This is a genomic window from Clostridium sp. Marseille-P3244 (genome assembly GCF_900120155.1).
Taxonomy (GTDB): Bacteria; Bacillota; Clostridia; order Lachnospirales; family Lachnospiraceae; genus Mediterraneibacter.
In genome coordinates, this window is sequence record NZ_LT635549.1 from 649,244 (window position 1) to 672,383 (window position 23,140).

Below are 23,140 nucleotides of genomic sequence, written 5' to 3' on the forward strand. Positions count from 1 at the left end.
GTCCCCTTTTTAAGATAAAATCAGAAAATTATATAAAAAATCAGAATTTAGTGGTATAATCATTTGTATACATAATAATTGTTTTTCAAAAGAGGAATGGAGGAGAAAATGTAATGGACAATCAATTAGCGTTACTGACATTATGCGGTTCCATCATCGCTCTGGTCTTCGCGGCGAGCAGGGCGCAGAAAGTTCTTCGCTTTCCGGAAGGCAATGACAGGATGAGGAAGATTTCGGCATCGATCCATCACGGTGCGATGGCGTATCTCCGGCGGCAGTACAAGATCCTGATCGCGTTTTTTGTAGGAATGTTTGTAATCCTGTTTATTATGGCGGCGTTGGGTCTTCTGACATGGTTCGTTCCTTTTGCCTTTGTCACAGGAGGATTTTTTTCTGGTCTGTCCGGATTTGTAGGAATGCAGATCGCCACGAGAGCAAATGCAAGGACAGCGGCTGCCTGCCAGAAGAGTTTGAATAAAGGGCTTAATGTGGCATTTTCCGCCGGTTCTGTTATGGGGTTTACTGTTGTAGGACTGGGACTTCTGGATATTTCCATCTGGTATCTTCTGCTGAGGCTTGTGTTTGATCTTCCCATTGAGGATATCACCAGCACGATGCTGACCTTTGGTATGGGAGCCTCATCCATGGCGTTGTTTGCCCGTGTAGGCGGCGGTATTTATACCAAAGCGGCCGATGTGGGCGCAGACCTTGTCGGGAAGGTGGAGGCCGGAATCCCGGAGGATGATCCCAGAAACCCGGCTGTTATCGCAGACAATGTAGGGGATAATGTAGGGGATGTCGCCGGAATGGGCGCGGATCTGTATGAATCTTATGTGGGATCTATCCTGTCGGCATGCGCGCTGGGAGTGATCGCTTTTAATAAGATCGAGTCTGTCGACCGGGTAAACGCTGTCGTCATCCCTATGATCCTGGCAGCGGTAGGCGTGCTGGCGTCCATTATCGGTTCTTTGCTTGTAAAGACAGGTGAGAGTACGGAACAGAGTACCCTGCTGAAAGCACTGAGAAGAGGGACAAATACCAGTGCGGTGATCATAGCCATTGTTGCGTTCCCTGTAGTATGGTTTATCCTGGGAAAGGAATTTATCGGATTTTACTTTGCCATCCTGGGAGGTCTGCTGGCCGGTGTACTGATCGGATTCTTTACGGAATATTTTACATCAGACACCTATAAACCTACTCAGAATCTGGCGGGGAAATCGGAGACAGGCTCAGCCACGATCATTATTGGCGGACTCAGCCTTGGAATGCTTTCCACCGCAGTTCCGATCATTATAATCGCCATCTGTGTTATGGCGGCATATGCGCTGTCCGGAGGATTTATCGAGGCTACAAGAGGGCTTTATGGAATTGCGCTGGCAGCAGTGGGCATGCTTTCCACGCTGGGAATTACTCTGGCGACAGACGCCTATGGCCCCATCGCGGACAATGCCGGAGGTATTGCGGAAATGGCAGGTCTGGAGGCTGACGTAAGAAAACGGACAGATGCCCTGGATTCCCTTGGAAATACTACGGCCGCGACAGGAAAGGGATTTGCCATCGGCTCGGCGGCTCTTACGGCACTGGCGCTCATAGCTTCTTATGTTGAAAAAGTGCAGGAAGTAGGCGGTTCCAATGTCGTACTCGATATGAGTGTAATGAATCCGACAGTACTTGTGGGAATTTTTATCGGAGCATGTCTGCCATTTGTGTTTGCCGCGCTGACGATGGAATCCGTAGGCCGCGCGGCTCAGAGTATTGTAGTTGAAGTGCGCCGCCAGTTCCGGGAGATCAAAGGGCTGATGGAAGGCAAAGCAGACGCGGATTACGAGACATGCGTTGATATCTGTACAAAAGCAAGCCTTCATGAGATGATCCTGCCCACTCTTCTGGCGATTATCACACCGGTCATAACGGGACTGATCCTGGGATATAATGGGGTGATCGGAATGCTGGCAGGCTCCACTGCGACCGGATTTCTGATGGCTATTTTCATGGCCAATGCCGGAGGCGCCTGGGATAACGCCAAGAAATACATAGAGGGCGGAGCGTATGGAGGAAAAGGGAGCGAGGCTCATAAGGCAGCCGTTGTAGGAGATACGGTGGGAGATCCTTTCAAAGATACATCAGGTCCGTCCATCAATATCCTGATCAAGCTGCTGTCCATGGTATCCATCGTGTTCGCGGCCCTGGTGGTGAATTATCATATTTTTTAAGGCGGATGGATGCAGAATTTAATAAATCCGATTTGCAATTGAACAGCCTAAAGTAAGGCCACTGTATGAAAAAAGCTGTACAGCGGCCTTTTTATGAAGAGTTTGTGAAGGGAAAACAGATGTGTACAAATGAAAAGAAAAGGCATATGAAAAAAGGAGCAATGAAAAATATAAGAAATGTTAGTATTGCAGTGTTCATTATCATTGTAATTAATTACTTATTCCGCTCGCAGGATAATATCCTGGAAAAAGTTTCGGAAGGAGAAACCATTGCGATTATACTGACAGTCTATGTGATCCTGATTTTTATAGTGAATTTTTTTGAAAGTGATAAAATAGAAAAGATCGTAAGGATCATAGAAAGAAACGGAACTGTAAATTCGATTCTGACAACAACTCTTTTAATGTCTTTTATTACGGTATTTCCTGTGATCCAATCCAATCAGATAGCTCAAAGACAAGTAGAAATTGAAAACAGAGAAGCGTCTCCGGGACTGAGCATATCGACCCGGGGAGAGGAAGATGAAAAAACTTATGAAATTACAAATGAAAAAGGAATGGCCTCGAACATGACATTGATATGCTCCCCTTTAGGTAGACAGTTGAAATAATAAAACTGTTTATCTGGAGGGGAGTTTTATTATGCCTAGAGGAATATTACCAGAAGTGAAGCTGCAGGCTGTAAAAGATTACATTTCAGGAAACGGATCCTATCTATCACACGCCAGCGAACTTGGAGTGAATGAAACCGTTTTTAGAAGATGGGTTAACAAGTATAAAGCATTTGGAGAATCCGCTTTCCTCAGAACAGGGCACAATCAATCCTATTCAGCCTCCTTTAAAAAAGATGTTGTTGAAGCGTATCTAAACGGAGAAGGATCTTACAGGGAACTGGCAGTCACCTATAACATTCCTTCCGAAGATACAATCAGGAAGTGGGTTTTGAGGTATAATGGACATGAGAAGCTGAAAGCTTCCGGAACAGGAGGAAATGCTATCATGACCAAAGGAAGAAAAACCACTTTCGATGAACGGGTCGAAATCGTGCAATACTGCATTGCCCATGATCATAATTATGCCAAGACATCAGAACAGTTTAAGATTTCTTACCAACAGGCACGTAATTATACTATAAAATACGAGAAGCAGGGAGTGGAGGCTCTTCGTGACAGACGTGGAAAACGAAAACCAGAAGCGGAAATGTCAGAACTCGAAAAGCTGCGGGCAGAAAACCGGATTTTGCGGGCAGAAAAAGAACACGCGCAAATGGAGGCGGACTTCCTAAAAAAACTTGCAGAAATCGAAAGGAGGCGGGGCTGAGCCGGCAAAGAAACAAACACATTTATCAGGTGATCAAAGAGGAACATGAAGAACACCATTACTCGATCCGATCCTTATGTAAACTTGGCGGCATTACAAGAGCGGCTTACTACAAATGGCTGAACCGTATAGAAACAGCAAATGACCGGCTGAACAAACAGATTTCTGACCGGTTGGAAGCAATCCATCAAGAACATCCTGACATGGGATATCGGAGATTAAATGACAAGCTCCGTCACGATAACGGCATCAAAGTAAATGACAAAAGAATCCTGCGCATATGCAGAAAACAGCAGATAAGATCAAACTTGAGATATCGTTATGACGGCTGTACCCGGCCATCAAAAAATCCGGCTTTTATAGCAGAAAATGTTTTAAACAGAGACTTTCATGCAGATGGTCTGAACAAGAAATGGGTAACTGATGTAACAGAGTTTAAGTATGGCACTTCATTTGATCATATCCATAAGCTATACCTGAGTGTGATTCTGGACTTATGTGATCATCGTCCAGTTGCATATGTGTTAAGTGATCACAATAACAATCAATTGGTATTTGATACTTTCGATCAGGCAGTAAAGAACAATCCGGGAGCTCATCCAATCTTTCATAGTGACCGGGGCTTCCAATATACCTCCCGCGCGTTTCACCAAAAGCTAATAGACGCGGGAATGACACAGAGCATGTCCCGAGTAGCACACTGTACGGATAATGGACCTATGGAAGGATTCTGGGGGATACTAAAACGCGAAATGTATTATGGGAAGAAGTATCATACCAGAGAGGAACTTGTACAAGCGATAACGGCATATATAGACTATTACATAAATGACCGCCCGCAAAGGGGCCTTGATGTATTAACACCGTTTGAATTTCATGAACGGTTATTAGCCGCATAAAAAGATTGCCCGGCACAAGCCGGGCAACACAAAAATTTTATATTTTTTTCATTGTCTACTTGACGGGTAGCACACCACATTTCATGCCTATGAACAGTTTTATTTTATGTATCGAGGAGAAGGATATGAGATTAATCTGGCAAGCTTTTATGAGGAAAAGAACGGCCAGTCAAATTTGGATGAAAGCTGCAGTCAGTTAATTTTTGAGCCGACATATGAAGAATTTGACAGAGAACTGGCATTTGAATTGATAAGAAATTATGTAAATGAAAAGACGGAAGAGGAGGTTGAGGTTTACAGAACCAGAAAGATGGAGGTGGGGTTCTTTGATTATAAAAACGAAAGCTGCCGATTCCAGTATACTGAAAATGATGGGAAAATCAGTCTTCTGAGTACCAGTCAGACCGTTTCAAGAGAACATAATTATACTATATATGTATCAGACAGTGCGATGCTGGAACAGTCCATAGAACAGGCAGTAGCTTTTATATTAAACGATGAATAAAAGCAGATGAGGTAAGCCGGGATTGTGTTGACAGTAAGCTGTTAAGTTCAAATGAAAGAAGGAAACTTAAGGAAAAAGTAAGAACAAATTTTATGATTATGATATACTGTTCGTAACAGAGGAAAGAAGATATTTTACAGATCAGTAGAAGGAAGAAGGAAAGATGAAATCATATCAGTTAAAAATAATACTTAAAAAATCAAAACCACCGGTATGGAGGCGCTGTGTCATTCCATCCGGGATCACTTTTTCCCAGCTTGCGCTAATTCTGGAGGAGATTACGGAAACGGAAATATCCTCTGATTATGAGTATGAATTTTACCATGCGGGGATCCAGATCCGGGAATGGACAGAGGCAGAGCGGCATGTTACGTCATATTACTATGATTATATGTGCGCTTCCGATACATATATCGATACGCTGGCTGATACAGAAGGATGGTTTACATTCCGCCCGGGCAACGGCGAAGAATATCGGGTTGAGATCGAAAAAAGGCTGCCAGACAGGATCCCGTGGCCATCTGTCCTAAAACAGAAGGGCAGCAGGCCGGTCCGGGAATGGTCAGATACAGAGACTGTGAATGGAAAGTTGCGGAAGCGGTATCCGGTCTCCTATGGAGAACCGGACTACAGGACTTTTGCTGAACTGGCAGAGGAGCAGAGCGCCGGAAGGTGCGGGATCAAAGGGACGGAAAAACCCACAGACCGTACAGAGAGAAACGAGAAATCCGGAAATTCTATGATGAAAGACTTCGCGGAGAAGCTGACCCGCGCTTTCTCAGATAAAGTGACAGAAAAAATACTGGAAGAGACAAAAGAATCGGGAAATCCGGCTGATATCAGTGTAGACAGACTGCGGGATATTCTGGAGGAAAACGTGTGGCAGATGAAAAAAGAAGCCAGAGGGCAGATATTCGGAATGTCTGGAGAAGAAGAGTCCCGAAAACCAGATCTCAGAGAATTTCTTTTCAGCGCAGACAGGGAAGATCTTCTGGAAATGGCTGGAGATTTAGGGCTTTCTCATTTCACATCCCTCAACAAGAGTCAGCTGGCGGAACGGATCCGGGATGAGATCCTGAAACCGGAGGTGATGGCAAAGCGTATGCTGCTCCTGAGCGATGACGAGATCCGGGAATTTGAGAAAGCGGCGGCGAAGGAAAACGGGTTTTATCCCGAGAGGGATGAGATGAGGAAACTGGAGAAGCTCTATGATCTGGCATACATAGTGATCTACCATGATGATTATGCCGAAGTCCCAAGGGAGGTTGTGCGCGTTTACGAAAAGATCAATACGCCGGAATATCAGGAAAAGAGAAAGGGGACATTCTGGATGTACCATTGCCTGATGGCGGTGGAGATGTTTTACGGGACAGCGCCGGAACAGATTGTCCGCAGAATGCTGAGAAAATGTCTGGGGCATAAAGTAACGCCGGAGGAGTTTAAGACATTCTTCTTCAATGTACCGGAGGATCTGAATTTGTGCGTGCTGCGGAATGGGAGGGTGATCGATAAGGAACTCCTGAGAGACGACATGTTTCTAAAACTGGAAGAGATCCAGGAAGGGAAAGATTTCTATATTCCCGGACCGGAAGAGATTTTGGATTATACGGAAAACGGATACCCTACCAGCGATCTGTACTACTGCAGACTGAAGACGTTTCTGGTAAAAGTGCTGGAGGTTGGCCTGGAGGAAGCAGAAGAGTTTCTGGCGCTGATCTGGCGTCAGCTGAGTGTGGGAAATGATTTTCCGGATGTCATGGAAATGTTCAGAGAGGAGAACATCGTCTTCCCGGACGAGGATGCGCTGAAGGAATTTGCGGAGCTGATCCCGGATGTGAATAATCATACAAGAATGACGATTCACAGAGGGCATACTCCCATTGAGATGATGAGGAGTATGCCGGCTATGCCAAAGGGAAAACGCCCGGTGATCGTCCCTATGAGCAGCGGGGCGGCAGAACTGCTCGGCAGTGCTGCGGATGAGATTGGGGGAATGGGATTTGATCTGGATCTTGACTACAATGCGGATGAGATCACGACAATGGCTATGCCGAGCGGAGTTTCAGGGGAAATGGTAACCGGAAAGAAAAAGATATATCCCAATGATCCATGCCCATGTGGGAGCGGGAAAAAATATAAGAAGTGCTGCGGGAAAAAGTAGTTTTGAGAAGAGGACAGAGAAAAAAGTTTTGGCATGTTTGGAGGCAGGGAGCAGACAGTAAGGCTTCTGGTGGATAACAGCCTTGCCGGCGTTATCATCGACCGCTTCGGGAAATCAGTCATGATGATCCCTGCGGATGAGAATCATTTTACGGTAAATGTAACAGTTCTTGTCAGCGGCCAGTTCCTGGGATGGATATTTTCTCTGGGAGAAAAAGTTAAGATCATCGGACCAGATGAGATGGCAGAGCAGATGAAAAAGGAAGGGGAAAGACTGCTGCGGCAGTATGGACAGGTTTAAAAAGGAAAAGGAGGCGTAAGGCATGAGACTGTTTGTGGCGATCCGATTATCGGATGAGATGAAAAATGCGCTGGTCGCCTGTATGCATGATCTGAAAAAACAGGGAGTGGAGGGCAGCTATGTCCCGGCGAGAAACCTGCATCTGACACTGGCTTTTATCGGGGAGTACGATGATCCGGCACGGGTGAAAAATGTTCTGGCGGATGTTCCTCTTCCTGAGTTCCGGCTGGCTCTTTCAGAGAAAGGAAACTTTGGAAACCTTCTGTGGGCGGGAGTCAAAGGCAATCAGAAATTGAAATCCTATGTAAAGGATCTGCGCGGGGCGCTGAAAAAGGAAGGGATACCTTTTGATGAAGATAAATTTGTCCCCCATATCACACTGATCCGCAGGGTGTCTGCCAGGAAGCCTTATCAGGTGCATCTTCCAAAGGCAGAGATGGCGGTAAAAAAGGTTTCCCTTATGAAGTCGGAGATGAAAAACGGGAAGACGGAATATCGGGAGATCCAGTTTGAGTTTTGATATAATTAATTTTGCCATGGAGTAAAAATAGTGTGATATACTAGAAGAAAATCAGAAATCGTTATTTTGGGGAGGTGAACTGTGTGATGTTAGAAAATAAATTAGGAATTGAGAATTCTGCAGAACTGGCTCGAGAAGAAGAAAAAATAAGTAAGGCAAAAGCGATAGAACTATTTGAAAAAAATTTGCTGGATAACTTTGAAGTAGGAACATTTAAAGGATTGTCCCAAATCCATAAGTATTTATTTGATGAGATTTATGAATTTGCCGGGAAGATCAGAGAGGTAAATATAGCCAAAGGGAATTTCCGTTTTGCGCCTGTAATGTATTTACATGCGGCGTTGGAAAATATAGATAAGATGCCGCAAGGAACCTATGATGAAATCATTGAAAAATATGTAGAAATGAACGTGGCGCACCCTTTTCGAGAAGGGAACGGGCGCAGTACCAGAATCTGGCTGGATCAAATATTAAAAAAGGAGATAAAGCAGGTTATAGATTGGAGTAAAGTTGACAAAGGAGACTATTTGCTTGCTATGGAACGCAGTCCGGTCAAAGATATTGAGATTAAGGTGTTATTGAAATCCGCTTTGACAGACGCTGTTTCAGATCGAAGTCTGTACATGAAGGGAATTGATGTGAGTTATTATTATGAAGGATATAATCTATATAAAACAGAAGAAATTGCGGCTGGGAGTTAAAATGGAATTAACCGTTTCCCGCTTCTGACGAAACGCAAAGATATTGAAACACTCCCTCCTAATAACCAAAATACACATCGATCCCATTGGCGATCCCCTGGACGAGGCTGTTCTGATATTCGTCTGTCGCCATAAGGGCGTCTTCCGTCGGATTGGTCATATAGCCCATCTCCACGATAGTGGCCGGCACCTGGCTCCAGTTGTTGCCGCTCATGGTGTCCGTCTCCCACACCCCGTCATTTTCGCAGCCTGCCGCGGCGCACAATTCGTTAATAATACTGTCTGAAAGGGCTCTGGACTGCTGATAAAGCGCCGGGTAGAAAGGATTATATGGAGTGATGCAGATCGTCATAGCCCCCTGGGCCGAAGGATCCTCACTTCCGTTGGCATGGATCCGCACAAGAGCATCCGCTCCCGCGCTGTTGGCGACTTCTGCCCTCTGGACGCAGCTTACCGGCACATCATTTGACGCTCTTGTGAGGAGGACAGTATATCCCCTGGCCTCCAGTTCTGTCTTCAGTTTCTGGGTTACCTGCAGATTCAGCTCATACTCCGCAAGTCCGGTAGAAACACCGCTGGTTCCGGTAGAGTCTGCCGCCTTCAGTTCCGCAGAACCGGGGCCGAGGGGCTCTGTTCCCCCGGCCACAACCGCGGAATGGCCCGGATCCAGTACAATAATTTTGTCTTTTTCCGGGATCTCCGGTTCTGTGTTTTCGGTTTCCTGTTCAGAACTGTCCTTGGAGAAGCTATCGTCCTCGATTTCGATCACAAGATCCGGCGCATCCTGCTCAGTATCCTCTGTGTTTTCCGCAGTTTCCTGTCCATCTCCCGTTTCATTGGAGGCACAGGCGGTCAGCAAAAGGACCAGCGCCAGAAACAGAACTGCCGGAAATTGCTTTTTTATCTTATATCCCCATTTATTGATCAAGCTGATACCCTCCCGGTGAAAGTTCATTTTCCGCATCGCTCAGGAACTCCGCGTTCGCTTTTTCTGTCGCGTTCAGGACCGAGCCGCTCATCTCGTCAAATTCATCCGCGGTGTATTGGCCGTCATACCAGGACTTACTCTCAAAATACTCCCTCAGCTCCGCGGAATCAAATATACGTCCATGTCTCGCATAGATCTCGTTCTTTGCATAGTTCAGCTCCCGTGCTGACAATCCCTCGATATCCGAGTCAGTCAGAAGTTTTGTGTCACTGTCCGGGATAATATAATCTGCGGTCAGATCTTCATTATCATCGGCGGCCGGAGCTGCTGAACCTGTGACCTGGATTTCCTGGCTGACCTGCGCTTCCGAATCCAGAGGGGCAGCGGCCTGCAGTTCTGTCTGTGACGGTTCCAGTACGGATCTGCCGCTGCCGGATCCCACAGGCCATATAAGAAGCAGCACGATTCCCGCGATCACTATGACCAGCAACAGTCCAAGCAGTGCTGCCATGCATTTCCATACGGTATTGTTCGTTGTATTTTTTTCCATTCTATATACCCTCCATCCATTTTATGAAACAACCGGCGTCCTACTGCCACCATAAGTAGTTGGTAATGGAGGCAGGCATAAGTTTATAGGTGTCTTCCTCATATATGAAAACCGCGCTTACGCTGTTGTTAGTCCCGGTGGAGGTGTCGCTTCGGGTACCGCCGAAGCCGCTGTAGGTGTATGCGATCGTATAATCGAAATAAAGTTCTCCCATGAGCATTCCATTCTCCATATAAGATTCAAAAGAGAAATTGTCGAAGGTGATCTGATTGAACGTATAGTAATCGTCGGCATCATGAGACATCGAGTCTTTCAGATCTTCATACCGGTCTTTTATATTGTCATAAATATCGGTATTTTCCGTTTCCGCGGCAAACATTCCTTCAATCTCGCTGAAGTCTGCTCCTGACGCAGCCGAAGAATAAAATGTTTCCAGCATTTCCTGCAGTTTTGCCTGGAATGCCAGGGATCCCTCGGAGGTGGGGGTCAGCCCTGACAGGACCAGACTGCCGCCTTCCGAAGTATTAAATTCACTTTCGTACATTTCGCACCAGGGTGCCGCCGCGGTGATCGTATGGACACCATTGAATAAAGTTAACTGATAGGTGTCTGTTCCGCTGCCGGCTGACGCAATTTTGGCGTCATCTGAAAGTTCTGTTCCGTCGACAGCTATCCGGGTTCCGGCCGGCACTGTGATCTGATAATCTTCGGAGAGGATTCCGTCCATCCATACCTTCCAGTTATCAAAAAAGAGCATTTCATTATCTCCTTGTTGCACAAGGGATAAATTCATACTTGACGTTCCGGATCCGGCAATGGAATACTCTACAGAGTAATTTCGTGAAATACCGTCCTCCGAGCCGCCCGCAGGCGTGATATTATAATTGGTAATGCCCTGGATCTGAGAATTTTCCATCATTTTCTCGAACATATCCTCCTGCAGGAAAGCTCCCTCCGGAAGATCCAGGTGTGCATACATGGTTTCCCAGTCCCCGGATGCATACGCGGCGAAAAAACGTTCAGCCACCGTTTCCGGACTGTATTTGTGGTTTCCGGCTACGAAAAAAGCCGCGACAGCCACGATCAGGCATATTGCTTCTGCGATTACGGCTTTCTGGAGTTTTGACAGTTTCTTCTTTTGAATCGGGGCCGCCGGTATCTGCTCTTCCCATACCGTTTTATCATCGTAGTGGAGAGAGCCCTCCATCTCATTTGTCTGCTGGCCGGCATTATGATACTCTTCGTCAGGAATGGCGTGTGAGTCCGGATTTTGGGGATTTGTGTTGTCTTCCCGATCCAGTTTTGTTCCGCAGTTTTCGCAAAATCTGTCATCGTCACCATTCATAGTTCCACAGGATGGACAAAAACGCATGATCTTACCTCCTATTTTTATGGCGTAAATTGATATAAATGACTTTATATGTATAATTATAAATTTTTTGTGCTTTTTTTCAATATAAAACAGCAAAATTATATTGGAAAAATTCCAAAAAAACTGCAGAATTTACAAGGTAATAAGATGTTTAAAATATTGACAATAAAGGGAGGTCTTTTCTATAATAAAACTGTAGATTTATAAATAATTTATAAAGGAAATCTATGGGGCAGGAGGAGAAAACAATGGCAAAATATTGTACAAAATGCGGAAGAAAGCTTGAAGATGGTGAAGTCTGCAACTGTACTTCCCAGAGTGCCGGCAGTACGCAGAACGCGGAGCAGCAGGCAGGTGCGGGCCAGCAGCAATATCAGCAGGGACAGTCGGGAGCGACTCAGCAACAGTATCAGCAGGGGCAGACAGGAGCAGTTCAGCAGCAGTATCAGCAGGGACAGACAGGAACAGCTCAGCAGCAGTATCAGCAGGGACAGCCGGGATCCCAACAGCAGTATTACCAGCAGGGACAGCCGGGCGGCACCACGAAGGAGTCTGAATGGATCAATCGTCAGAAAGACGTGATTATATCCGGAACAAAAAATATGTTTTCAGAGATCATTCCCATATTAAAAGCTCCTGTGAGCAGAGTCCGGGAAATTTCAGCGGCAGGCAGCAGTGCAGGGCTCCAGCTGATCATCGCAAAAGCGGTCATCTTCCTTGTTGTTATGCTCATTGCGATGCTGGTAATATCCAGCCGGATCAGAGAGATCAGTTATGGGTTCGTAACGATTGACATGCCGTATTTTCAGCTTATTCTGCTTACTCTTCTCCTGACGGCAGGTGTTGATCTGCTGGAAGCTGTGCTCTTAAAGTCAATTACCGGAGCTTTTAAAGGAACGACGAACGTCAATACGATGTTCAATGTCATCGGAGGCAGGTGCATTTATGATACAATCGTATTTCTGCTTGTGATCATATTGGGGATCATCTCGTGGAATGCGGCCTTTGTTGTATTGATTTTCGCAACACCGATCAGTGTTTACATACAGTTTTCTGCCTATCAGGGATGCGTGAGGATGAATGAGAATCGCAGGCCTTATGCATATTTCCTGACAAAACTGTGTATGAGCGTGATCAGTTTTCTTGTAGTATATCTGATCATCAGGAATTACATCAGTACTATAATGAACTATATATTATATTAGACGGAATCTTTTAACAGCAGGAAACCGCCGGATCCATGAGCAGAGCAGACATGTATATGATATTTTGGACGAATGCAGATATGAATTATAAATTAGACGGATAAGAGAGTATGACTTTCTTTTCCTCTGCATACACTGTAAAAAGAAAACAGGCATATTGCAAAAAGAAGCATGTGTCTGTTTTTTGCGCGCAAGAACAGTTTGTTTTGTACTTTTTCCATTGAAATTTCCAAGGGCTGTGTGATAATGTTTGAATAAAAATGGTAAAAATGTCAAAAATATTCAATATGGAGTTGTGAAAAAAATATTGAACGTCTATAATTATACTAAATAAAAACGGTAAAAGTGTCAAAGATATTCAATATAAGGAGAGAAAAGGATGGAAATTAAAAGAGATAAATATCTTCGGGATTTGATCAACCGGATGCATAATCATATGATTAAAGTTGTGACGGGCGTGAGAAGATCGGGGAAATCCTATCTGATTTTTCACATATTCCTAAATTATCTGCTGGAACAGGGGATATCGGAATCTCATATTATCCGAATTGAGCTGGATCAGAGAAAGCACAGGAAGTATCGTGATCCCGACTCCATTCTGGAATATATAGAATCTTGTATTCAGGATAATGAAATGTACTATGTTCTTCTGGATGAGGTGCAGCTTTTAAATGAATTTGAAGAGGTATTGAATTCACTGCTGCATATTGAGAATGTTGATGTGTACGTCACGGGAAGCAATTCCAGGTTTCTATCCAAGGATATCATAACAGAATTTCGCGGCAGAGGAGATGAAATCCATATCTTTCCACTGACGTTTAAAGAATTTATGCAGGTGTACGGGGGAGATATGTACCATGGCTGGGCGGACTATATGCTGTATGGCGGGCTTCCTCTCACTGTGATCATGAAGACAGAGGAGCAGAAGATTTCCTATCTGACAAGCTTGTTTGAAGAAACGTATCTGAAGGATATTATTGAGAGACATCATATTGAAAAGACACAGGAGCTGGAAGATCTGGTCGATATCCTGGCCTCAGCAGTCGGCTCTCTTACCAATGTTCCGAAAATTGAATCCACATTCAGAAGTGTGCTGCAGTCAAAGATCAGTGGAAATACAATACGTCAGTATATCGAATATCTGGAAGATGCTTTTATTATTCACAAGGCAAACCGGTATAATGTAAAAGGAAGGAAATATATCGGAACTCCTGTTAAATATTATTTTGAGGATGTCGGACTGCGGAATGCCAGGCTGAGATTCCGGCAGACAGAGGAGACACACCTTATGGAAAATATTATTTATAATGAACTTCGAAGCCGCGGCTATATGGTAGATGTGGGAATTGTGGAAAAGCGGAAGAAAGATGCAGCGGGTAAGGCAGAACGAAAACAACTAGAAATAGATTTTATTGCCAACAGAGGGAGCCAGAGATATTATATCCAGTCTGCTTTTGCCATGCCTGATGAAAAAAAGCGGGAGAAGGAGAAAATGTCCCTGCTTCAGGTTAGAGATTCTTTTAAAAAGATCATTGTGGTAAAAGACGTAGTGAATGTGACACGGGATGAAAATGGAATTACAACAATGAGTGTGTATGATTTTCTGTTAAAAGACAATAGTCTGGAACTGTAGTATCTATTTGTTTACATAGGAGAAACATTTTATGAGTGGATGGAAAAAGTTATTTCGGGAGCATATCCTCGCCCGTGGAGAAGCGTATTACTATGATGCCGCAGTTCTGGAACTCCAGAAAACAGAACATGGATATCATGCCGTTGTGGAGGGGACGGAGGATTATGAAGTAGATATTGAGATCGAAGAGGGACAGATCTATGAGATGTACTGTTCCTGCCCCTACGCAGAAGATGGAAATAATTGCAAGCATATGGCGGCTGTTCTTTTTGAGATTGAGGACCAGGTAGAAGAGGATACTCTGACAGAAGAGACTTGTCCGGATAACCCGGAAAAAGAAGCAGAAGAAATCATTGAAAACATGCCGGAAGAGGAATTACGATCTTTTGTAAAGGGGATTGCTGCGCAGGATAGTGAGATCCGGAATATGCTTGTGACCAGATATGCGGTAAAGATAGACGAGAAACAGATGAATTGGCTAAAACAGGGAGTAGATCAGCTTGTATGGGAGTACGGTGACAGAAGCGGTTATATTGATTACCTGAAAGCCCCGGATTTTATCTGGGAGATGGAGAATTATCTGGAAGATAAAGCGGATATATTGATTGACCGGAACTGTTATCGCCAGGCATTTGAACTGACAAATTATGTTTTCAAAACGATTGGAAATATAGAGATGGATGATTCTGACGGCGGTATATCCCAACTTGCAAATCTATGTTATGATAAATGGAAAGAAATACTGGAGAATTGCGGTGAAGAAGAAAAAAGCGAGATGTTTTCCTGGTTTATGAGTCATCTGTCATGTGATTATGTTGTAGATTACATGGAAGACTATATGGAAGATTTCCTGACTCATGAGTTTCAGAACCGTGATATGTTAGAAAAGAAGCTGAAATATCTGGATGAAAGAATTGAAATACAGGCATCATCTGCAGATTGTGGAAGTACGTGGAGCAATCAATACGGCTACGAGGATAATATTATAAAGCGGCTGGAACTCATGGAGCGGCTGGATTTTTCAAGGGAAGAGATTAGAGAATATCGAAGGAAACACTGGAGATTTCCGGAGGTAAGGGAGCTGGAAATACAAGAGAACCTTAACAATGGAAATTTGGATGAGGCGATTCAGATCTTGCAGGAAAGCAAAATTCTGGATAAAGAGTATCCGGGGCTGATTGACCGGTACAGTGAGCAATTGGTTTCTATATATGAAACACGGTCAGATCAAGAAGCGTACAAAAAAGAACTGCTGTATTATGTCTTTGAGTGTCCACAAAAAAATCTGATCCACATTTATAAACTTAAAGCGGTCTGCACAGAGAATGAGTGGGATGATTATAGGGAACAGATTCTGAAAAGCAGTAAAAATTACAGGATTCTGTATCCGCTTATGGAGGCAGAGGGAATGTATGAGCGTATGCTTGAATGCATTAGGAAAGAAATGTTCATCTATAATCTGGACAGATATGAAAAAGTGCTGAAGGACAGATTCCCGGAGCAGGTACGGGATATCTATATTTCATATCTGAATCATGAATCGGAAAGGGTAAGTGATCGAAGCCGGTACAGAGAATTAATGAAATATTTGAAAAAGATCCAAAGATATCCGGGCGGGAAAGAAAAGGCGTCTGAGATTGCGAAGAACTGGCGGGCAGTGTATTATCGAAGGAAAGCCATGATGGATGAAATGCTGAAAGCAGGGTTTTAAGAACAAGGGAATAGCAATAGAAAAATTAAAAGCGCGAAGCTTAAAGGCATGACTTTATATCCTCTTGCATACATTGTAAAAACGATGTTTGCAGGGGGATTTTTTTGAAAGATTATATTGAGGAGAGAGCCGTGGAAATCGCTGATTATATTATAGAAAATAACGCGACTGTGAGGCAGACGGCGAAACAGTTTCGAATCAGCAAGAGTACGGTACATATAGTTGTAACAAAAAAGAACTATTTATAGAGATAAAATATAGGGTGAAGTAAATTACAAATTAGAGAGAGGATGTGTGCTATAGGCATATGTCCTCTTTTGTTTGAAAAGTTAAAAGCTGGATTATGGAATAGAAGAGATTGGAAATTCGCGAAAATTACAAGACCTTTTCTGGAAAATGTAATAAGCAAATACGCAAATAAGTGTTGCTATCACGTTAACGTGATGGGCTATACTTTGATTTGCGGAGAAAGGAAAGGCCGTAATGAAAAAAATTAATGAAGTAAGTGGAATTGTAGGGGTGAGCAAACGAACGTTACAATACTACGATGATGAAGGAATTCTTCCCATAGAAAGAGCACCTAATAATCACAGAGTATATGACCAACAGACGTTAGAGCAGATCTGGCAGATACTCATTTATAAAGAAATGGATTTTGAATTAAAGGAGATCAAAGATTTAATTAAGCTCCCACCCGAGCAAAAAGAAATATATTTTATTAGACAGAAAAAGAAAATAGAAAATAAGATCATCAGAATGAAAGTACAGTTAAAATTTATTTCATTGGCGCAATGTGATAAGTTTCCTATAAGACCGGAAGAGTATTTAGAAAAGACATATAGACTGTATATTGAAGAACTGAAAGAAAAAATAAAAGAAGAAATTATGGAAAGGGCAAAAGAAAATGAAAAAGAGTAAAGTAGTATTGGTAATGTGCAGTGTGATAGTATTGTTGTCAGCATGTGGACCGACAAGAAGTGATGATATGGGAAAAAGTGTGGAAAAGCAAACAGAGGAGAATGAGAAATCTTCAGAAGAACATAAACCTAAGAATGTAAAAGTTTCTCCGGATAAATATACTTGGTATATTAAGGATTACGTCGGAAGAAATCTTGCTTCATTTGGATATACGTCCATGGGCGGTGATAGAATGGATACATATGGAGAAGGTTATTTAAAGCTTGTCTTTGTCAATGGACAGGGAACATATATTAATATTGACGATGAGGAAGAGTTGAAAAAATATGTTGTAATAAATCAGAATATAACGCCTGATACGGAAATGAAATATGTTTTTGAGAAGGATGAAGGAGGAAAAGAGTTAGACGGATTGATCGAACATCAGACATATGAAGAAATCGTACTTTCGATAAAATTAGTAAAAGAATCTGGAAAATCAGAGAAAGATGTGCTGGAAATTAAAGCTTCTCCAGATAAATACACACAATATATTCGTGATTATACAGGAAGAAATCTTGCTACGTGTGGATATGTATCAATGGCAGGAGATTTCAGAGACTCATATGGGGCGGCTAATGTTAAACTTATTCTTATACCGGAGGATGGATCATATATCGATATCTCTGATGAAGAAGTGCTGAAAGAATATAAAGTAACTCAGCAAAGTATAGAACCAAATACAGAGATGAAATTGGAGTTTATGAAAAATGGAAATGGGGATGAGTACAGTAACCTTGTGGAGAATCAAAATATAAGTGAAATTGAGTTGTATGTGACTAAGATATCAAAGTAGAAAAAATTTTAAATACAATGGGGAATTATGATTTAAATGAATCATAGTTCTCCATTTTGAGTATGGAAATTTATTTATCTCTAGTATAGAGTTTGTAGTATAAAATATTTTATCAAGGTTTCTATAAAAAAGTAAAAACTCTTTTACGAATAATGAACATTTGGTGTAAAATAATAATGAAAAATTTTTATGTCCTAAAGTTTGGTTTTACATTTTTATTGATGAGAAGAAAGGAGAATAGCAGAGGCTGCCCAAGGAAGATGGAGAAAAAGTTTGGAAAACTAATTACAGGTATATCAGAAAATACAAAAGAATTGTTAGAAAAATCAAAGAACATTGTGGTAAAAACAGTAGATCAAAATGATGATGGAAAAGTAGATTTAGAAGATGTTTCAGTAATCGCAGAGTCTGTTGGGAGCATTGTGAGAAAAAGTGCAAAGACGTTAAAAGAAACTGCAGATGAAAAGGCGCGTCAAATAGAATTAAAGACTTTACAGCCAATATTTTTGGAAACTTTGAATGATGCAGATTTTCTTATGCCTAAACTTATAAGAATAACAGAAAGGGATAAAAAATATGCAGAAAAAGAAGTATGTAAAGGTTCTATTGGGTTTATATCTAATCAAAAAGGACTTTATGTTATAAATATTTTTAGAGATTCTATAGACTTATATGGACTTTTATTTTATCCAGATCAAGAGAATGAGTTTTATTATGTGGATCCAAGCGAAAGACGAAATTATATTGCGTTAGATGAATATTTTAGTTATTTGAAACAAGTCCGTATAAATGAGTTGCAAAAGATCGCACAGGATCTTGGTGCAAAGCACTTTAGGGTTACCTACAAAGAAGAAAAAATATTATTTTCCGAAAGAAATAAAAAGAGAGATGTAGATCTGCAAAAAACAGGATCTGTAGACATTGAAGAAAATTATACAGATAAAAAATATACTACAGTGGAAATTGCTGCTGAGATGGAGTGCCCAGGGCATGATCCAGTAAATCCTAAATTGAAGTATATGAGATATGATCCCAGTATAGTAGGGCTTGTGGAAATGCGAATGAACAAACAGGCACCATTGCTTCATCAAAAATTCATGTTGAAACTTAGTAATTCTTCTGGGTTAAAAGAGCGGGATGCTATAAAAATTGATGCTGTATTAAAGGGGATGAAATGTACTGGGAATTCAACAGTAGTGAATGAGGTACAGAACGAATCCAGAAGATATCTTGAATATGAGATAGATTTTTGATTTAATTATATATTCTATTTATACTAAGGAAAAAGGAGAAGTGCAGTTATGCAGGAAAATGCTACAAAAAAGAAAAAGAATAATAGATTTAGAGAAATGGTTAGTAATCTTTTTGCAAAAAGAATAATAATGCTACTCGTGTTACTAATAGTTATAGTGCTTATAATTATTGGTGTGAGAAGAGTAGTTTCTTTTGATAATCAGACAACGAAAATAGGATTTGAAGATATTGGTGAAATAGCGACTCAATCAGCTTACTGCACTCAAGTGAGCGTTACGGATTCATCGAGAAAATTGTTTGGTGCAAAAATTCCATTTACACAGAGCAAATACATATATAGTTATGGTGTAATTATTAAAGCAGGTTTTAATTTTGAAGAGATAGAATGGAGTGAAAAGGAGAATACCATTGAAGTTAAACTGCCGGAAACAAAAATATTAAGTAGTGAAATTGATACGGATTCTTTTAAGGTATATCATGAAGAAGAAAGCATTTTTAATCAGGTGACTTTAGAAGAGAATAACACGGCACTTAAAGAATTAAAACAGGAGGCAGAAGAGGAAGCTGTTGCCAATGGATTGCTTGATAATGCACGCAGTAATGCAGAAGCTATTTTGACAGGATTTTTCGGACAAGTGTATGATCTGGATCAATATAAAATAGTCTATGAGGATAAATAAAAGGAGACTTATGATATGAAAAAAATATTAATAGTACTAGCAGTTATAGTAGCAATTATTATTTTGTTTTATTTTGCATTATTTCTTACAGCGAGGTAGTTTTGCTTGCAAGACATGATTTAGTGGTCTTTCTATTCATAAAAATAGTGCTATTATGAGATGAACGGTAAAACAGTTTAGATTAGTAAGTGTAGAGAGGAGCTTTCACGAGAGCAAGATCCACTGATGTATTACTATAGCGCAATTTTATTGCTGAATGTTAATCCTGTATAGTTAGTTTCTTTCGAGTATAAAATATGTGACTTTAGAGTGAGGGATGATAAGATATATGTAGATTAACCGGAGCAACAGGATAGGTAGAGCGAAAAATTTCTGAGTGTCATAATGTTCATTGGAAGTTTGTGTCTAGGGTGAATCCTATAGTATATATCACCGGGCAGGGCAGAGACAGTAAAAATACAAATTGTTAAATATATACATACGAGGAGAAGAACAGTATTGAATGTGTTTAATGAAAATTTACTAAGGGAAGGATTTACAACTGCATACGTGGATAAAGCGTATTCGTCAAATCTGGCTTATAAGCCGCAGTTCATTTCCAATAATTATAAAGAAGGGCGTAAAGTTCTCTCATCCATTGAGGATGAGCTTTTGTCATGTAAGGAATTCTTTATCAGTGTTGCTTTTATCACTATGGGTGGAATTACTCCTCTGCTTCAGACATTAAAAGAGTTGGAAATACGTGGGATACCGGGGAAGATTCTCACAACAGATTACCAGAACTTCAGTGAACCCAGGGCCCTTCGAAAGCTGGCTGAGTTAAGTAATATTACACTGAGAATGTACCGGACTGATAAGGCGCAGCAAGGTTTTCACACCAAAGGGTATATTTTCAAAAACAAAGAGCTTTATCGGATCATTGTAGGAAGTTCTAATTTGACCTTGAGCGCATTGACAAAAAATAGAGAGTGGAATACTAAGGTGGTTTCCACAGCTCAGGGGGAATATACGGAAGATCTGATGGCCGAATTTACAGAACTATGGAATTCAGAGAATACAGTTGCATTTGATGATTTCATTGAAGAATACGCACTTAACTATCAGATTATCCGAAGTCAGAGAAGGATTGCGAAAGAAACACAAATTATATCGCTGGAACAATATAAACTGCAGCCCAATTCCATGCAGTTGGGGTTTATTGCTAATCTTGAAAAAATTTGCGCAGCAGGAGAATCGAAAGCACTGCTGATTTCAGCAACGGGAACGGGGAAAACTTATGCGTCCGCATTTGCACTGCGGGAAGAAGGTGCAAAGAAAGTATTGTTCCTGGTACACAGAGAGCAAATCGCGAAGCAGGCAATTGCCAGTTATAAAAAAGTCTTTGGAAACACAAGATCTTTTGGATTGCTTTCCGGTAATTCAAAGGATTATGATGTGGATTATCTCTTCTCGACCATGCAGATGATGGCAAAGGAAAAGATCCTTACAAAGTTCCAAAAAGATGAGTTTGATACGATTATTATTGACGAGGCTCATCGCACCGGTGCTGCTAGTTACCAGAATATCATGCAGTATTTTACGCCCCAATTTTGGTTGGGAATGACTGCATCACCAGAACGAACAGATGCTTTTGATGTTTATGCGGCTTTTGATCATAATATTGCGTATGAGATACGACTTCAGCAGGCACTGGAAGAAGATCTGCTGTGTCCGTTTCATTATTTTGGAATCACGGATCTGCAGATTGATGGTAAAGCTATAGATGAAAATACCGGGCTGAAAGATTTTAATAGACTTACCAGTGAGGAGCGTGTCAATTACGTGATCGAGCAGATGGAGTATTATGGTTATTGTGGAAAGAGGCCGAAAGGGTTGGTTTTCTGCAGCTCCAAGAAAGAAGCCTGCGTCTTGAGTGCAAAATTTAATGAACGAGGATATCGAACACTGGCATTGACAGGAGATGACAGTCAGGAAAAACGAGAGAATGCGGTTGAGCGCCTTGTCCTCGATGATGGAGAAGACAAGTTGGATTATATTTTTACTGTGGATATATTTAATGAAGGTGTTGATATACCGGAAGTGAATCAAGTGATCATGCTCCGGCCAACAGAATCACCAATTGTATTTGTACAGCAACTGGGACGTGGCCTCCGGAAAGCAGATGAAAAAGAATATGTAGTGATCCTGGATTTCATTGGGAATTATAAAAATAATTTTATGATACCGATCGCGTTGTCTGGAGACAGAAGCTACAATAAGGATAATATCCGGCGGTATGTGCTGGAGGGAGAACGGATTATTCCGGGCTCTTCGACGATCCATTTTGATGAAATATCACGAAAAAGAATTTTTGCGGCCATTGATAATGCAAATTTCAGCGATATTAAGTTGATCAGAGAGAATTATAAAAATCTGAAAAATAAACTGGGACGAATTCCGGATCTGAAAGATTTTGATGATTACGGAGAAATGGATGTCCTTCGTATTTTTGATAATAACAGTCTGGGGTCTTATTATAAGTTTTTGGTTAAATACGAAAAGGAATATACAGTCAGACTTTCGTCTGCAGAAGAAAAAGTGGTCGAATTTATTTCAAAAAAGCTGGCCAGCGGGAAACGGATTCATGAACTTGCCATGCTCAATCGTATGCTGACTTACCACCATGGATTTTTTAATCTATGGAAAAAAGATCTGTCAAATGCTTATGGAATAGAGCTGCAGGAAAAAACGATCAAAAATGTGGTTAATGTAATGACCAATGAATTTCCTTCCGGTTCAGGAAAGAAAACCTATGCAGACTGCGTTTTTCTGGAGAGAACGGGTATGGGGGAATATGATATATCGCAGGATTTTGAAAAAATGCTGGAAAATCCTGAGTTCTATAAGATTGTAAAAGAACTGGTTGAGTTTGGTGTTTCAAGATATAAAGAGAATTACAGTCACAGATATCAGGATACAAATTTCGTGCTTTATCAGAAATATACTTATGAGGATGTATGCAGGCTTCTGGAATGGGAAAATAACGAGGTTCCATTGAATTTGGGCGGATATAAGTATGATCGGAAAACGAAAACATTTCCAGTATTTATTAATTATGATAAGGATGATGATATAAAAGATACGATCAAATATGAAGACCATTTTGAGAGCCCGAACAGACTGGTTGCAATATCAAAGCAGAGCAGAACAAAAGAGTCTGAAGATGTGCAGAATTTTCTTCATGCAAGAGAGCGTGGAATTAATGTAGAGTTGTTCGTTCGCAAAAATAAGGATGATAAGATATCAAAAGAATTCTATTATCTGGGAAGGATGACAGCAACTGGAAAAGCAGAAGAGTTTATTATGGCAAACACGGATAAGACGGCGGTAGAGATTGAATGGGAGTTAGATACTCCGGTACGCGAAGATATCTACGAGTATATTGTAAATAATTAG

20 protein-coding genes and 1 pseudogene are annotated in these 23,140 nt (G+C 41.6%); 18 read left to right on the forward strand and 3 right to left on the reverse strand.

Translation table 11 applies throughout. The features are described from left to right. The first annotated feature begins 113 nt into the window (after positions 1-113). The 9 genes from BQ7367_RS04755 to fic all read left to right on the forward strand — a co-directional run bounded on the left by BQ7367_RS04755 (position 114) and on the right by fic (position 8,619). Positions 114-2,213: a sodium-translocating pyrophosphatase gene (locus BQ7367_RS04755; protein ID WP_072524428.1), complete on the forward strand. Its 2,100-nt coding sequence runs from the start codon at positions 114-116 to the stop codon at positions 2,211-2,213. Between the two features lie 65 nt (positions 2,214-2,278). Beyond that, positions 2,279-2,824, forward strand: a complete 546-nt coding sequence (locus BQ7367_RS04760; RefSeq protein ID WP_072524429.1) for a hypothetical protein — start codon at positions 2,279-2,281, stop codon at positions 2,822-2,824. A gap of 31 nt (positions 2,825-2,855) precedes the next feature. After that, on the forward strand, positions 2,856-3,533 hold the full coding sequence (locus tag BQ7367_RS04765; RefSeq protein ID WP_072523737.1) for a helix-turn-helix domain-containing protein: 678 nt from the start codon (positions 2,856-2,858) through the stop codon (positions 3,531-3,533). 29 nt (positions 3,534-3,562) lie between these two features. Then, positions 3,563-4,432, forward strand: a complete 870-nt coding sequence (locus BQ7367_RS04770; protein ID WP_235837510.1) for an IS3 family transposase — start codon at positions 3,563-3,565, stop codon at positions 4,430-4,432. 106 nt (positions 4,433-4,538) lie between these two features. Beyond that, positions 4,539-4,937: a hypothetical protein gene (locus tag BQ7367_RS04775; RefSeq protein WP_072524430.1), complete on the forward strand. Its 399-nt coding sequence runs from the start codon at positions 4,539-4,541 to the stop codon at positions 4,935-4,937. 163 nt (positions 4,938-5,100) lie between these two features. Then, positions 5,101-7,098, forward strand: a complete 1,998-nt coding sequence (locus tag BQ7367_RS04780; protein ID WP_072524431.1) for an IS1096 element passenger TnpR family protein — start codon at positions 5,101-5,103, stop codon at positions 7,096-7,098. A 33-nt stretch (positions 7,099-7,131) separates the two neighbouring features. Continuing rightward, positions 7,132-7,398, forward strand: coding sequence for a helix-turn-helix transcriptional regulator (locus BQ7367_RS04785; RefSeq protein WP_083588876.1), 267 nt, complete (start codon positions 7,132-7,134; stop codon positions 7,396-7,398). Positions 7,399-7,420: 22 nt separating this feature from the next. Further along, positions 7,421-7,918: an RNA 2',3'-cyclic phosphodiesterase gene (gene thpR / locus BQ7367_RS04790; RefSeq protein ID WP_072524432.1), complete on the forward strand. Its 498-nt coding sequence runs from the start codon at positions 7,421-7,423 to the stop codon at positions 7,916-7,918. 86 nt (positions 7,919-8,004) lie between these two features. Next, positions 8,005-8,619: a protein adenylyltransferase Fic gene (gene fic, locus BQ7367_RS04795; protein ID WP_442855394.1), complete on the forward strand. Its 615-nt coding sequence runs from the start codon at positions 8,005-8,007 to the stop codon at positions 8,617-8,619. Between the two features lie 58 nt (positions 8,620-8,677). Here fic and BQ7367_RS04800 read toward each other — a convergent pair whose 3' ends face one another. The 3 genes from BQ7367_RS04800 to BQ7367_RS04810 are packed head-to-tail and all read right to left on the reverse strand — an operon-like array spanning position 8,678 to position 11,469. Next, on the reverse strand, positions 8,678-9,547 hold the full coding sequence (locus BQ7367_RS04800; RefSeq protein WP_235837551.1) for an N-acetylmuramoyl-L-alanine amidase family protein: 870 nt from the start codon (positions 9,545-9,547) through the stop codon (positions 8,678-8,680). After that, a complete protein-coding gene (locus BQ7367_RS04805) occupies positions 9,537-10,097 on the reverse strand; it encodes a YARHG domain-containing protein (protein WP_072524434.1) in 561 nt (186 codons plus the stop codon). The genes BQ7367_RS04800 and BQ7367_RS04805 overlap by 11 nt, the downstream gene beginning before the upstream one ends. Positions 10,098-10,137: 40 nt before the next feature. Next, positions 10,138-11,469, reverse strand: a complete 1,332-nt coding sequence (locus BQ7367_RS04810) for a zinc-ribbon domain-containing protein (RefSeq protein WP_072524435.1) — start codon at positions 11,467-11,469, stop codon at positions 10,138-10,140. Between the two features lie 248 nt (positions 11,470-11,717). Here BQ7367_RS04810 and BQ7367_RS14550 point away from each other — a divergent pair, with 248 nt between their 5' ends. From BQ7367_RS14550 to BQ7367_RS04860, 9 genes and pseudogenes are all read left to right on the forward strand, one after another. Beyond that, positions 11,718-12,674 (forward strand): hypothetical protein, encoded by a 957-nt coding sequence (locus BQ7367_RS14550; RefSeq protein ID WP_072524436.1) that lies wholly within the window; start codon positions 11,718-11,720, stop codon positions 12,672-12,674. A 379-nt stretch (positions 12,675-13,053) separates the two neighbouring features. Continuing rightward, positions 13,054-14,307, forward strand: coding sequence for an ATP-binding protein (locus BQ7367_RS04820; protein WP_072524437.1), 1,254 nt, complete (start codon positions 13,054-13,056; stop codon positions 14,305-14,307). Positions 14,308-14,338: 31 nt separating this feature from the next. Continuing rightward, positions 14,339-16,018, forward strand: coding sequence for an SWIM zinc finger family protein (locus BQ7367_RS04830; RefSeq protein ID WP_083588877.1), 1,680 nt, complete (start codon positions 14,339-14,341; stop codon positions 16,016-16,018). A gap of 104 nt (positions 16,019-16,122) precedes the next feature. Beyond that, a pseudogene (locus BQ7367_RS04835) lies at positions 16,123-16,254 on the forward strand (sporulation transcriptional regulator SpoIIID); the annotation flags it as partial. A 247-nt stretch (positions 16,255-16,501) separates the two neighbouring features. Further along, the gene (locus tag BQ7367_RS04840) at positions 16,502-16,936 is read left to right on the forward strand and encodes a MerR family transcriptional regulator (RefSeq protein WP_072524439.1); all 435 of its coding nucleotides are present in this window, start codon (positions 16,502-16,504) and stop codon (positions 16,934-16,936) included. Beyond that, positions 16,923-17,771 carry a hypothetical protein gene (locus tag BQ7367_RS04845; RefSeq protein WP_143142959.1) on the forward strand — a complete coding sequence of 283 codons (849 nt, stop codon included), beginning with the start codon at positions 16,923-16,925 and terminating at the stop codon, positions 17,769-17,771. Before BQ7367_RS04840 ends, BQ7367_RS04845 begins: the two co-directional genes overlap by 14 nt. Before the next feature lie 176 nt (positions 17,772-17,947). Further along, positions 17,948-19,024, forward strand: a complete 1,077-nt coding sequence (locus BQ7367_RS04850; RefSeq protein ID WP_235837552.1) for a hypothetical protein — start codon at positions 17,948-17,950, stop codon at positions 19,022-19,024. Between the two features lie 48 nt (positions 19,025-19,072). Next, the gene (locus BQ7367_RS04855) at positions 19,073-19,705 is read left to right on the forward strand and encodes a DUF4230 domain-containing protein (RefSeq protein WP_072524442.1); all 633 of its coding nucleotides are present in this window, start codon (positions 19,073-19,075) and stop codon (positions 19,703-19,705) included. Between the two features lie 504 nt (positions 19,706-20,209). Further along, complete coding sequence (locus tag BQ7367_RS04860) at positions 20,210-23,140, forward strand: DEAD/DEAH box helicase (RefSeq protein ID WP_442855395.1); 2,931 nt, start codon at positions 20,210-20,212, stop codon at positions 23,138-23,140.